The organism is Phytohabitans sp. LJ34 (assembly GCF_052068095.1).
GTDB lineage: Bacteria > Actinomycetota > Actinomycetes > Mycobacteriales > Micromonosporaceae > Phytohabitans.
In genome coordinates this window covers 225,498-238,383 of record NZ_JBQHDG010000016.1, presented here as the reverse complement: position 1 = coordinate 238,383, position 12,886 = coordinate 225,498, and the positions used below count along the sequence as shown (strand labels likewise).

The 12,886-nt window shown below is 70.4% G+C and carries 9 protein-coding genes; 7 read left to right on the top strand and 2 right to left on the bottom strand.

The genetic code is table 11. The features are described from left to right. Nucleotides 1-40: 40 nt before the first annotated feature. Both ACTMTJ_RS27575 and ACTMTJ_RS27570 read right to left on the bottom strand, forming a co-directional pair. Nucleotides 41-1,831 (bottom strand): RICIN domain-containing protein, encoded by a 1,791-nt coding sequence (locus ACTMTJ_RS27575; protein ID WP_441220925.1) that lies wholly within the window; start codon nt 1,829-1,831, stop codon nt 41-43. Nucleotides 1,832-1,896: 65 nt separating this feature from the next. Next, nucleotides 1,897-2,907 carry a LacI family DNA-binding transcriptional regulator gene (locus tag ACTMTJ_RS27570; protein WP_441220923.1) on the bottom strand — a complete coding sequence of 337 codons (1,011 nt, stop codon included), beginning with the start codon at nt 2,905-2,907 and terminating at the stop codon, nt 1,897-1,899. Nucleotides 2,908-3,072: 165 nt separating this feature from the next. Between ACTMTJ_RS27570 and ACTMTJ_RS27565 the strand changes: the two genes are divergently transcribed. From ACTMTJ_RS27565 to ACTMTJ_RS27535, 7 genes are all read left to right on the top strand, one after another. Further along, nucleotides 3,073-4,323: a sugar ABC transporter substrate-binding protein gene (locus ACTMTJ_RS27565; RefSeq protein WP_441220921.1), complete on the top strand. Its 1,251-nt coding sequence runs from the start codon at nt 3,073-3,075 to the stop codon at nt 4,321-4,323. After that, nucleotides 4,310-5,197, top strand: coding sequence for a carbohydrate ABC transporter permease (locus tag ACTMTJ_RS27560; RefSeq protein ID WP_441220920.1), 888 nt, complete (start codon nt 4,310-4,312; stop codon nt 5,195-5,197). Before ACTMTJ_RS27565 ends, ACTMTJ_RS27560 begins: the two co-directional genes overlap by 14 nt. Beyond that, on the top strand, nt 5,194-6,003 hold the full coding sequence (locus ACTMTJ_RS27555; RefSeq protein WP_441220919.1) for a carbohydrate ABC transporter permease: 810 nt from the start codon (nt 5,194-5,196) through the stop codon (nt 6,001-6,003). The genes ACTMTJ_RS27560 and ACTMTJ_RS27555 overlap by 4 nt, the downstream gene beginning before the upstream one ends. Nucleotides 6,004-6,021: 18 nt before the next feature. After that, on the top strand, nt 6,022-7,710 hold the full coding sequence (locus tag ACTMTJ_RS27550; protein ID WP_441220917.1) for an amylo-alpha-1,6-glucosidase: 1,689 nt from the start codon (nt 6,022-6,024) through the stop codon (nt 7,708-7,710). Further along, nucleotides 7,707-7,844, top strand: a complete 138-nt coding sequence (locus ACTMTJ_RS27545) for a hypothetical protein (RefSeq protein ID WP_441220915.1) — start codon at nt 7,707-7,709, stop codon at nt 7,842-7,844. Before ACTMTJ_RS27550 ends, ACTMTJ_RS27545 begins: the two co-directional genes overlap by 4 nt. A 102-nt stretch (nt 7,845-7,946) precedes the next feature. After that, a complete protein-coding gene (locus tag ACTMTJ_RS27540; protein WP_441220913.1) occupies nt 7,947-9,671 on the top strand; it encodes a cellulose binding domain-containing protein in 1,725 nt (574 codons plus the stop codon). 682 nt (nt 9,672-10,353) lie between these two features. Beyond that, nucleotides 10,354-12,861, top strand: a complete 2,508-nt coding sequence (locus ACTMTJ_RS27535; protein ID WP_441220912.1) for a right-handed parallel beta-helix repeat-containing protein — start codon at nt 10,354-10,356, stop codon at nt 12,859-12,861. The last annotated feature ends 25 nt before the right edge of the window (nt 12,862-12,886 follow it).

Here is a 12,886-nt window from a genome sequence, read left to right as displayed (position 1 = left end):
AGCCCGATAGGCCAAGCGTCGCGGCAGCCGGCAATTGCCTTCAGCGGCCCCAGAGGCGCCAGGTCTGGTTGAGGGGGCTGCCTTGGCCGGCAGGGTTGCAGGTCCACTGGTGGACGCGGGCGTTCGCGGCGGTCGAGATGGCGCTGACGTCGACGCACTTGCCGCTGTGCCGGGCGACGAGCTGGTAGTCGTGGGCGTCGTTGCCGCCGTAGGTCACCTTCCGCAGGGTGAACTGCTGGTTGGTGCCGCTGCCGCAGGTCCACTGCTGCACCGCTGCACCGTCCGCTGTGGACGCGCCGTTGACGTCGAGGCACTTGCCGCTCTGCTGGTTGACGACGGTGTAGGTGTTGGCGACACCGGCGACCGGGCGGAAGTTCCACAGCTGCTGGTCGCCACCCTCGCAGTAGTACTGCTGCTGCTGGTTGCCGTCCGCGGTGCCGAGGTTGGTGTTGTCGAGGCACTGCTGGGAGTGCTGGGCGACCGCCACCGACTGGAAGCCGCCGTCCGAGGGCGGCAGCAGCGTGATGCTGAACGTGTCGTCGGCGTTGGAGTGCGGCAGGTTGACCGTGGTGGCGTTGCCCGACAGCGTCACGACCGTGTTGGCGATGGTGATCGGGCCCTGCACGGCGCCGCCGCCGTTGTACGGGATGCGCTGGGCGACGACGCGCACCTGGTTGTTCTGCACGATGCCGCTGGTGGTGTCGAGGCGCTGGAGGTTGACGGCGATGTTGCCGGTGGTGCCGCCACCGCCGACGAGCACCTTGGCCACGCCGGAAGCCTTGGTCGCGAAGGCGTCGTACGCGGTACTCGGCGTGACGGACGCGATCGTGCCGGTCTGTCCACCGTAGAACCGGTACGCCCACCACTCGCCCTTGGGCAGGTGCTGGCCGGCTGAGTTGCGGGTCAGGAGGTTGCCGAGGTCGTTGTGCAGGTTGTTGGTGCTGGCCCAGTTGGCGCGCAGCCCGTCGGCGCCGGCACGCTCGAGGCGGGCGATGTACCAGGAGCCGTCGCCGGGGTTCTGCTCGCTCGTGGAGCCGTACTCGTTGATCTGGTACGGGCGCGGGTGTGGGATGCCCCGGGAGTTCAATGTGGAGTTGGCCACGCCCACGTTCGCGACCGGGTCGCCGGGCAGGCTGTGCCAGCTGACGATGTCCGGCACGACGTTGTTGGCGCGGACGAAGTCGAGGTACTGCACCCACCAGCCGCCGGTCGACGGCACGCAGGCGCAGCTCGGTCCGACGATCAGGTGGCTGGGAAACTCGGCGCGCAGGCGCTGGTACGTGCGCCGCCACAGCTCGAAGTACTGCGCCTGCGGGCGGTTCCAAAATAGACCGAGGTTCGGCTCGTTCCAGATGTCCCACTGCACGGCGATCCCGGCGGCCCGCACGTCGCCGATCAGCCTGGTGAGGAAGGCGTCGTAGTCGCTCCAGTTGCCGTTGTCGCCGGGGAAGCGGGAGATCGGGTAGCCGTCGGCGCCCCACAGGTCGTGCGGGAGGATGACGAACTGCCCGCCGAGCGCGATGGTGCGGCGGGCCTGGGCGAGGGTCGAGTTCCAGCGCCGGTCGTACGTGCCGGCGACCCAGCCGCCGGGCTGGCCGAGCTGGGCGCCGCCGGCCCGCATGTAGCGGAACTTGACGTCGCGGTAGAAGTGGTCGGCGGGGCCGGAGGCGTTCTCGGTCATGCCGTAGATCCAGCCGGAGGCGCGGTACGTGGGGGAGCCGCCGGCCACGGAGAAGTTGACGGCGATGGACTCGTCCGCGGCCTGTGCGGGCGCGGCGTTGGTGAGGAGGGCGGCGGCGAGGGCGAGGGTCGTGAGGAGGGCACGTCGCATGGCGAACTCCAGGAGGGATCGCGGGACGAGCGGAGAACTGCTCGTCCCGGAGTGGGGGCGGTGGCTTACCTGGTGGGTGCCGGGCCGGTGCTCGCGCGCAGCGAGATCGGCGGGGTGAGCAGCAGGTGCCGGGGTGGTGCGTCGGGGGTGGCGATGCGTTCCAGCAGCAGGTCGACGGCGTGGTTGCCCATTTCGGTGGGCACGTCCGCCGCGGTCAGCGGCGGGCGGAAGTCCTCGGCCCAGTGCCGGGCTGCGACGCCCGCGATGGACATGTCCCGGGGGACGACGACGCGGGCGCGTTCCAGGGCGCGCTGTATGCCCGGCAGCGCGGCCTCGTTGATGGTGGCGATGGCGGTGACGTCGGGGTGTTCGTCGCGCAGCTGTTCGAGGCAGGCCTCGCCGCCGGCCGCGTCGTCGGCGCAGCAGAGGTCGACGCCGGTCAGTCCACGTTGGGCGATCGCCTCGGTGAACCCGGTCAGCGCGCGCTGTGCCGGTCCGTAGCCGGCGGCGACGAGCTCGGCGGAGCGGTTGACCAGAGCGATGTGGCGGTGGCCGAGGTCGGCGAGGTGGTGTACGCACCGGGCGATCAGGGTGGCGTAGTCGACGTCGACCCAGCACGTGCCGTGCGGGTGGGCGGTGTGGCCGATGGTGACGAACGGCAGGCCGGTCTGCTGTAGCCGGGTGACCCGCTCGTCCTCCAGGCGGATCTCCATCAGGATGACGCCGTCGACCCGCCGGCCGCTGACGATCCGTTCGAAAGAGCGGTCGTGGTCGCCGCCGGACGGGGATAGCAGCACGTCGAGGTCGACGCGGGCGGCGGCCTCGACCACGCTGGCGACGAAGCCGAGCTGCATGTCGGTGAGGCGCAGGCTGGCCGGGGGGATGACCAGGCCGAGGGTGCGGGTGCGCCCCTCCTTCAGGGCGCGGGCCGCGGCGTTGGGCCGGTAGTCAAGCTCGTCGATGACGGCCTGGATGCGCTGGCGGGTCTCTTCGGACACGACTCGCTTGCCGCTGAGCGCGTACGAGACGGTGCTGCGGGACACTCCGGCCCGCCGGGCGATCTCGCCGATGTTCATGGCGTACTCCTCACGACCAGCAGCTTAGAGCACGTAGCGAATCGGTTCGCTGCGGAGCGTACGGCCGATCGGCCGTGAGTGTCAACGGGCTCTTGACGGTCGCCTGACGGCAGGCCTATGTTCTGGCGAACCGATTCCGCGAACCGATTCGCTAGGGGCATCCATATGAAGACATGGCGCGGCCTGGGCGCCGCTCTGGTCGCCGTCGCCATCGCCGGTGGCGCGGTAGCCTGCTCATCCTCGGACGACGGCGACGGCTCGACCGGAGGATCCGGGGGCGGCACGTACGCCATCTGGGACCCGTACCCGCAGTTCAACGACGACTCCGCCTGGGTCAAGCTGCTCAAGAGCTGCGGCACCTCGGCCGGCGTGACCGTCGAGCGCACCGGCTACGACACCACCGACCTGACCAACAAGGCCCTGCTCGCCGCGCAGCAGGACAACTCGCCGGACGTACTGATCATCGACAACCCGGTGATCTCCACGCTCGCCGAGGCGGGCGCGCTCACCACCACGGAGGAGACGAAGCTCGACACGTCGGCGATGGAGCCCAACCTGCTCGGCGCTGGGCAGAGCGGCGGCAAGACCTACGGCGTCCCGATCGGCGCCAACACGCTCGCCCTGTACTACAACAAGGACCTGCTGGCCAAGGCGGGCGTGGACGTGGCGTCGGTCAAGGACTGGACGTCGCTGACCGTCGCGTTGGCGAAGGTGAAGGGGGCGGGGAAGAAAGGCATCACGTTCTCCGCGATCGGCACCGAGGAGGGCAGCTTCCAGTTCCTGCCGTGGTTCTGGGGCTCGGGCGCGCAGCTGACCGCGCTCGACTCGCCGCAGGCGGTCTCCGCGCTGACCCTGTGGACCGAGTGGCTGCGCAACGGATACGCGCCGAACTCGGTCATCAACAACACTCAGACCACCAGCTGGCAGGAGTTCGCCAGCGGCGACTACGCGTTCAGCGAGAACGGCACCTGGCAGCTGGCCAACGCCGAGAAGCTCGACTTCGAGTACGGCATCATCCCGATCCCGGCGAGCTCGGGCGGGACGGCGCCGGCGCCGACCGGCGGCGAGTTCGTCTCGATCCCGGTGCAGAGCAAGACGGACCGGTACGCCACCTCGCAGAAGCTGGTGTCCTGCCTGACCAACGCGGACAACCTGCTCACCACCGACACCACCCTGTCGTACATCGCCCCGGTCGCGGCCGTGCAGGACAAGCAGGTCGCCGCCGACGCGAAGCTGAAGGTCTGGGTCGAGGCGGTGAAGGCCGCCAAGGGCCGCACCGGTGACAACCTCGGCACCAAGTACCCGAAGATCTCCGAGCCACTGTGGACGGCGATGCAGGCCGCGCTCAGCGGCGCGAAGACGCCGCAGGAGGCACTGTCCGCCGCGCAGGCGACGGCTGCCGGTGCGACGAAGTAAGACCGGCGATTGGGCGGCGTGGGCGTTCCTGGCTCCGGTGGTCCTGTACCTCCTGGCCTTCTACGCCTACCCGCTCTATCGCAACGTGGAGCTGAGCCTGCGCGAGTACACGGTCCGCTCGTTCGTCCAAGGTGGAGCGCCGTTCGCCGGGCTGGACAACTACCGGAAGATCCTGGAAGACCCGACCTTCGGGCCCGCGCTGCTGCACACCGTCGTGTTCACGCTCGCGTCGCTGGCCTTCCAGTTCAGCATCGGCATGGCGCTCGCGGTCTTCTTCCACCAGCACTTCCCGCTGTCCCGCACACTGCGGGCGCTGTTCCTGGTGCCGTGGCTGCTGCCGCTGATCGTGTCGGCGTCCACCTGGTCGTGGATGCTCAACAGCGACGCCGGCGTGGTCAACGCCGCCCTCGGCGTGGTCGGCGTCGGCCCGGTCAACTGGCTCACCTCGCCGGACTGGTCGCTGGTCTCGGTGATCATCGCGAACATCTGGATCGGTATCCCGTTCAACCTCGTGGTGCTCTACAGCGGGCTCCAGGCCGTGCCGGCCACCCTGTACGAGGCGGCGTCACTGGACGGGGCGACCGGGTGGCAGCGGTTCTGGCGGATCACGTTTCCGCTGCTGCGCCCGGTGTCGGCGATCACCCTGCTGCTCGGGCTGATCTACACGCTCAAGGTCTTCGACATCATCTGGATCATGACCAGGGGCGGTCCCACCGACTCCTCGACGACGTTCGCGACCTGGTCGTACCGGCTCGGGTTCGGCAACCTGCTGCCCTCGTTCGGGCCTGGCGCGGCCGTCGGCAACCTGCTGATCGTCATGGCCCTGGTCTTCGGGCTGATCTACATCCGGATCCAGCGGAGGCAGCGGGCATGAAGCGTCTCCTCAGGACAGTCGTGGGGCTGGTGTTGACCGCGGTCATGCTGTTCCCGGTCTACTGGATGGTCAACGTGTCGTTCACCCGCGACCAGGACATGCGGGCCGATCCGCCACACCTGTTTCCGGTGAACGGCACGCTGGAGGGCTATCGGGCGGTACTGGACCAGCAGCTGCCGTACCTCGGCACCAGCCTGCTGGTCGGGCTCGGCACGGTGGCACTGACCGTGGCGCTGGCCGCGCCGGCCGGGTACGCGCTGGCCAAGCTCCGCCCGCCCGGCGGGGGAGCGCTCAGCTTCGTGCTGCTGATCGCGCAGATGATCCCCGGGATCATCATGGCGATGGGCTTCTACGCCATCTACCTCAACCTCGGCGTGCTCAACTCCGTCCCCGGCCTGATCCTGGCCGACTCGACGATCGCGGTGCCGTTCGGCGTGCTCATCTTCACCGCCTTCATGTCCGGGATACCGGAGGAGCTGATGCAGGCGGCCGTGGTCGACGGTGCCGGCCGGCTGCGCACCTTCTGGTCGGTGGTGCTGCCGGTCAGCCGCAACTCCGTCGTCACCGTGTCACTGTTCGCGTTCCTGTGGGCGTGGTCGGACTTCATCTTCGCGTCCACTCTGGACGGCGGCGGTGACCACCAGCCGATCACGCTCGGCATCTACCAGTACATCGGCAACAACAACCAGCAGTGGAACGCCATCATGGCCACCGCCGTGATCGCCTCCATCCCGGCCACCATCCTGCTCGTGCTCGCCCAGCGCTACGTCGCCGCGGGGGTGACGGCCGGTGCGGTCAAGGACTAAGAAAGTGAGCTGCCACCTATGTTCTCCATCCAGGACATCCCGTTCAGCTACCGCGGATCCTGGCTCGACCTCTCACCGGTGGTGGCCGAGAAGACGTACGCCGAAGATCTGCACCTCGTCTCGCACCAGACCGGCCTGCACGCCGTGCTGCGGTTCACGCCGTCCACGTCCGCGGAGGTGGTCGCCACGCCCGCGCTGCTGACCTGGCGGCACGACGGCGGCCGGGTCCAGCTCGCCTACGAGAGCCCGGACACGATCCGGCTGCGCGGCGACGGCCTCGGCATGCGGGTCGGGGCGGCCGCGGCCACGCTGACCCCGTTCAGCGGCACCTACCTCTATCGCGACCCGGTCGACGGCTCGCACGTCTTCACCTCGTACGAGACCGGCCGCCGCTACCGTCTCACGGTCCTCCTCGCCGGCTCGCCGGTGGCCTCCACCGGCATCGAGGCCCTGGGGGAGGCCGAGAGGTCCGTGACCCTGCCGGCGGACGAGCCGTGGGAGATTGTCGTCGAGGAGTACGAGGCGGCCCGGCGCCCGTACGCGGCGACGGTCCCCTTCGAGGAGGTGCACCGTGCGGCGGCGGCCGCGTTCGCCGGTTTCGTCGACGCGGTCGCACCGTGGCGCGGCCCCGAGACGCCCGCCGCCGAGCTGGCCGCGTACGTGCTGTGGTCGGCCACCGTCGACCCGGCCGGCTTCCTCGCCCGGCCCGCGGTGCTGATGTCCAAGCACTGGATGGACAAGGTCTGGAGCTGGGACCACTGTTTCAACGCCATCGCGCTCGCCGCCGGGGATCCGGAGCTGGCCTGGCACCAGTTCCAGCTCCCGTTCGACCACCAGGACGGCAGCGGCGCGCTGCCCGACTCGGTCACGCACTCGGAGATCCTCTACAACTACGTCAAGCCACCCATCCACGGCTGGGCCCTGCGGCACCTGCGGCGGCGGCTCGACCTGCCGGTGGACCGTGCGGCCCTGACCGAGACGTACGAGCGGCTGGCCCGGTGGACCGAGTTCTGGCTGGAAGCCCGCCGGGTGCCGGGCCACGAGCTGCCGCACTACCAGCACGGCAACGACAGCGGCTGGGATAACGCCACCACCTTCGACGGCGGCCGGGTCGTCGAGACCGCCGACCTCGCGGCCTTCCTGGTCATGCAGCTGCGCTGCCTGGCCGACCTGGCGATGGAGCTGGGTGAGCCCCGCGCCCGCCGCTGGTCCGCCGAGGCGGATCGGGTCCGTGCCGCGATGCTCGACCAGCTGTGGAACGGGGAACGCTTCGACGCCCGCAGCCCGGAGACGGGCCTCCGCCGGGCCAGCACGAGCCTCCTCGGCCTCATGCCGATCGCCCTCGGCGAAGGCCTGCCCGCGGACGTCAGCGCGGCGCTCGCCCGCCGGATCGAGACCCACCTGACCGCGCACGGCCTCGCCACCGAACCGGTCGACTCACCACACTACGCCGCCGACGGCTACTGGCGCGGTCCCATCTGGGCACCGTCCACAGTGCTCATCGAGGACGGGCTGCGCCGCGCCGGCCACACCGACCTCGCCGACGAGATCAGCCAGCGGTTTCGCGCCCTGTGCGAGAAGTCCGGCTTCGCGGAGAACTTCGACGCCGAGTCCGGCACCGGCCTGCGTGACCGTGCCTACACCTGGACCGCCAGCAGCTACCTCATCCTCGCCGCCGCCTCCGTACAGAGGGGTCCAACGACATGAATAGAAAGTTGGCCGCCGCGGCGCTCACCGTCGCCACCGTCCTCTTCGGACTCCAGGTGCCGGCGAACGCGGCCGGCGGCTCCCGCTACGCGCCGCACATCGACAAGATCGGCATTACGCCCTACGCCCAGTAGCAGAATCGGTTCGACGCTTCTAAATAGCCTAGGCCTGACGATATTGACGTCTGTCATCGTCAGGCCTAGGCTTTTTGCGAACCGATTCGACGGGAGTCATCTGTGAATATCGCATTCCGGCGGCGGTCCGTGCGCCGCCTACTGGCCGCCTCGCTGGCGATCGGGGCGCTTGCCGCCGCCGCCACCGTCGCCGCCTCCCCGACGGCGCAGGCCGCGGACGAGTCCATATCCGTCAACTTCGCCAACGCCGGCGGCGCACCGACCTACCGCGCCTCAGGCTGGATCTACGGCATGACCGAAAACGCGGCGGCGCCCGCCGACAACTTCTACCGGGAGGTGAAGTTCCGCTACATGCGCGCCGGCGGCGCCCAGCTGGACAGCCCGGGCGGCTGGGTGTCCGGCAAGTACGACCGCCGGTGGAACGCGACCCGCGCCCAGCTGCTGCGCACCCGCTCGCTGGGTGGCGAGTTCATCATCCTGCCGCACGACCTGTGGGGCGCCGACGGCTACCCGATCTCCCGCTTCCCCGGCGACAACGGCAACTGGGCGGACTACGACGCCTTCCTCACCCGGCTCATCAACGACGTGCGGGCGACCGGCGCGCCCGTGCAGTGGGACATCTGGAACGAGCCCAACCTCGGCCTGTTCTGGAACCGCCCGCAGTCGCAGTACTTCGAGCTGTGGCGTCGCACGTACCCGCGCATCCGCGCCGCGTTTCCCAGCCACCTGATCGTCGGGCCGAGCATCGCCGGCGTGCCGTCGACCGGCGGCTGGTGGGTCCAATACCTCGACTTCGTCAAGTCGACCAACACGATCCCGGACATCTTCAGCTGGCACGCGCTGCCGAGCGACCCGGTGGCCAACGTGGCGACGGCGAACTCCACACTGGACGCCCGCGGCATCCCGCACCCGCGGCCGTACCAGATCAACGAGTACGGCGCGTCCAACGAGCAGAACCCCGGTGACGGCGCCTGGTACATCGCCCGCCTGGAACGGGCCGGCGCCGACGGCCTGCGCGCCAACTGGGCCAGCGGCGGCAACCTGCACAACGACCTCGGCAACCTGCTGGTCCACAACTCCGCCGGCGTGCACCAGCCGAAGGGCGAGTGGTGGGCCTACCGCTTCTACGGTGGACAGACCGGCACGATCGCCTCGGTCACGCCCAGCGCCGCCTACGACGCGTTCGCCACCAAGACCGCGGGCAACGCGAAGATCCTGGTCGGCGGGGGCGGCACCACCGGCAACATCGCCGTCAACCTCCAGCGCCTGGACACCACGAGCGGCGTCGTGCAGGACAACCGGGTGCGCGTGGTCGCCGAACGCATCCCCTACAACGGCGGCGCCGCCGTGCCGGGCGGCCCGGTCGTCATCCAGGACACCGTCGTGACCCTCTCCAACAACGGCACCACGGTCAACCTGCCGCACACCGTCGCCGACGACGCCTTCACCATCACGCTGCTGCCACCGGGCAACACCACCCCACCGCCCACCACCCCCGCGACGACGCCACCGACGACCTCGCCGCCACCCAACCCCTCCGGCTGTACCGCGTCGGTGTCGCTGAACTCGTGGACCGGCGGCTTCGTCGCCACCGTCCGCGTGAGCGCCGGCTCGACCCCGCTCACCGGCTGGCGGGTCACGGCCGCCCTCCCGGCCGGCGCGTCGGTCACCAACACCTGGGGCGCCACTGCGTCCGCCAGCAGCGGCACCGTCCAGTTCGCCAACGTCAGCTGGAACGGCAGCGTCGCCGCCGGCCAGTCCGTGGAGTTCGGCTTCCAGGGCAGCGGCAGCGCCGCCGGCCTGACCCCCACCTGCACCACACCCTGACCACCCCGCCCGGGATGGGCGGCGCACCCACCGCCCATCCCGCGCGATCTAGAGCCTTTTCGGAGTCGAGGTGGCGGGGCGCTAAGTTCCTTTAGGACAAAGATATGAGCTACCGCGATGTCCGTCGTGGTCCAGACCGCCGCTCCCGCGGCCTCACCCGTCCGCCGCTGGTCGCGCTCACCCCTGTTGGGCCGCCGCGACGGTCGCTGTTCGTCCACAATGTCCGTTCCCGGATCGGCGCTCTGGGAAAGCTGCGGATTTTCGTCGCCGCCGGTAACCGCCGCGACGGGGTGAGCGGCGCGAGATTCGAGATCTCGGAGAGTTAGGGCGCTATTTCAACCCCACGTCTCCTAGATCTCGAAGTCTCGTCCCCTTTGGCTGGTGACGCTGCGTCAGGATGGCGGAGGTAGGCCCCGCGAAGGCCCCCTTCGGGGCTTGTCTCGCGGACCTGGCAGTGGACGGCCGGGGGTTTCGGCGAGCGCTGCGAGCCGCCGGCCGGGAGCGGTGCCCGCGGGAGCGTACGGTCTCCAGCTGACGCGGACGGGGGAAAATCTGCCGGGGCGCCGCCACGCGCGTAACCCCGACTCCGAAAGGGCTCTAGATTGTCGGGCGCGGTCATCCGCGCGGCCCATAGGTACTCGGGTCTGCGGGAAGTTGATCGTGGACAGTAGACTCCCGGCCCGTGGCATGGTTGCGCGGTAAAGAAGAGGCCGGTCCCCGGGTGCTGCGGGTCGACGGGCGCCGTTACTCGGCGATCGGCGCGGCGGTCCGGGACGCCCGGGACGGTGACGTCGTCGAGGTCGTCGGTGGCACCTACATCGAGCAGGTGGTCGTCGACAGGGCCATCGAGCTGCGGCCGGTCGAGGGCACGGGCACCGTGGGCCTGGCCAACAACGACGGGCCGCTTACCGTGCGCGCCAATGCCGCCGTGCGTGGCATCACGATCGCCGTCGGCGACGACGGGTGGGGCAACGCCCTGGTGGTTGAGGGTCCGGGTGTGTCCCCACTCGTCGAGGGGTGCCTGATCGGGTCGGGCAGCGCGGCCGCGGTCAAGGTCGCGGCGGGCGCCGCTCCCACATTCCGGGGCTGCCGGGTCGAGGGGTCCTACCGGGCGTTGGAGATCGAGGGCGCGGGCGGGCGGTACGAGGGGTGCGAGTTCGTCGAGTCCTCCTCCGACGCGGTCGTCGCGAGCCGTGGCGCCGCACCGGAGTTCGTCGGCTGCACCGTGTCGCAGCCTCGAAACAACGGGTTGCTGTCCTCTGACGCCGGGACGGTGGTGACCCTGCGTGACTGCCTGGTCGAGCAGGCCGCCGGCTACGGGATCGAGGTCACGGGAGGTGGCCGGGTCGTGCTCACGGGCACGACGCTGCGCGACATGGACCTGGTCGCCGTCTCGGTCAGCGACCGCGAGTCCAGCGTCGAGCTGACCAGCTGCACGATCAGCGGCGAGGGCGGCGACGGCCTGGACATCCGCGCCCATGCGGCGGCGACCCTGACCGACTGCACGATCACGGGCCTGGACTGGGCGGTCAAGACGCTCGGCCGGGGCGCGACCGCGACGGTCACCGGCGGGCGCATCGAGGATGTCGACTACGGCGCGGTCGACTGTGCGGACAAGTCGCGGGTGACGCTCACCGGTGTCGCGGTGCGTCGCGGGGCGGGGCACCTCATGGTGTCGGATCGGGCCACGCTCGTCGCCGAGGACGTGACGATCGAAGACGGCGACAACACGGGGTTCGAGGTGACCGGCGGGGAAGGCCGCTTCACCCGGTGCCGGGTCACCGGGCCCGAGCGGCCCGGCTTCTGGGTGGACGGCGGTCGCGCCTTCCTCGAAGGGTGCGAGGTCAGCGGCGGCCGCAGCTCGGGCTTCTACGTCGAAGGCGGCGACACGGTGCTGACCGGCTGCGTGGCGCACGACAACGCCGAGCAGGGCTTCCAGATCTACGCCGACGCCAAGCTGACCGCCTGCGCCTCGTACGCCAACGGCGAGCCGGACGACGTCGGGATCCAGGCGGGCGCGCCGGTGTCCGCCGACGTCGCCGTCCAGGTGGCGGACGACGAGGACGCGCCGCAGCCGTTCGACGAGATGGTCGACGGGCTCGAAGACGGCCTGGACGAGGTGCGTGCCCTGGTCGACCTCAAGCGCGACGCCGAACTGTCCGATCCGGACGCGCGGGTGGCCGCCGCGCGGCTGCTGGCCGAGATCGAGGACCGCGTCGAGGCGCTGCGCGACCTCGCGGCCACGGTGCCCGGCGCGCCCCTGACCGACCCGGCCGACAAGGCGAAGGCCCTCGCGGTGGTGGGCGAGATCCGCGAGCGCCACGACGCCCTGGAAGGGCTGCTGGAGGGCCGCCCGCTCCCTGGCGAACCGGCCACTGTGGACGAGCTGCTCGGCGAGCTTGAGCGGCTGATCGGGTTGGCCGCGGTCAAGGCCGAGGTGCGCACGCTCGTCGACATCATCGTCGTCGGGCAGCGCCGCAGCGCGGCCGGCCTCAAGACGCCGCCGCTCAGCCGCCACCTCGTCCTCACCGGCAACCCGGGCACGGGGAAGACCACGGTCGCCCGGCTGTACGGTCGGATCCTCGCGGCGCTGGGCCTGCTCGCCAAGGGGCACCTTGTCGAGGTGGCCCGGGTCGACCTCGTCGCCGAGCACGTCGGCGGCACGGCGGTGAAGACGAAGGCGGCGTTCGACAAGGCCCGTGGCGGCGTGCTGTTCATCGACGAGGCGTACGCGCTGTCCCCTGAGGACAGTGGCCGCGACTTCGGCCGGGAGGCCATCGACACGCTGGTGAAGCTGATGGAGGACCACCGTGACGAGGTGGTCGTCATCGCCGCGGGATACACCGGGGAGATGGCCCGGTTCACGGCCGCGAACCCGGGGCTGCGGTCGCGCTTCGGCCAGGTCATCGAGTTTCCGGACTACAGCCCGGAGGAGCTCGTGCGGATCACCGAGATGCAGGCGAACACGCACGACTACGCGCTGTCCGACGAGACCCGCAAGGACCTGCTCGGCTACTACTCGGCCATGAGCCGGGGCGAGGGCTTCGGCAACGGGCGTACGGCGCGGCGCACGTTCGAGATCATGGTGGCCGAGCACGCGAACCGTCTGGCCGGCGCGGCGACGCCGACCGCCGAAGACCTGACCACGCTCCGGCCCGAAGACCTGCCGGACGAGTGGACCGAGCGCTGAACGCGGCGGCGGGACCGGGCCGGTG

Excerpts from the sequence above, each read along its gene's own strand:
- ACTMTJ_RS27545 (WP_441220915.1), top strand. The coding sequence starts at position 7,707 with ATGAATAGAAAGTTGGCCGCCGCGGCGCTCACCGTCGCCACCGTCCTC.
- ACTMTJ_RS27565 (WP_441220921.1), top strand. The coding sequence starts at position 3,073 with ATGAAGACATGGCGCGGCCTGGGCGCCGCTCTGGTCGCCGTCGCCATC.
- ACTMTJ_RS27570 (WP_441220923.1), bottom strand. The coding sequence starts at position 2,907 with ATGAACATCGGCGAGATCGCCCGGCGGGCCGGAGTGTCCCGCAGCACC.
- ACTMTJ_RS27550 (WP_441220917.1), top strand. The coding sequence starts at position 6,022 with ATGTTCTCCATCCAGGACATCCCGTTCAGCTACCGCGGATCCTGGCTC.
- ACTMTJ_RS27575 (WP_441220925.1), bottom strand. The coding sequence starts at position 1,831 with ATGCGACGTGCCCTCCTCACGACCCTCGCCCTCGCCGCCGCCCTCCTC.
- ACTMTJ_RS27555 (WP_441220919.1), top strand. The coding sequence starts at position 5,194 with ATGAAGCGTCTCCTCAGGACAGTCGTGGGGCTGGTGTTGACCGCGGTC.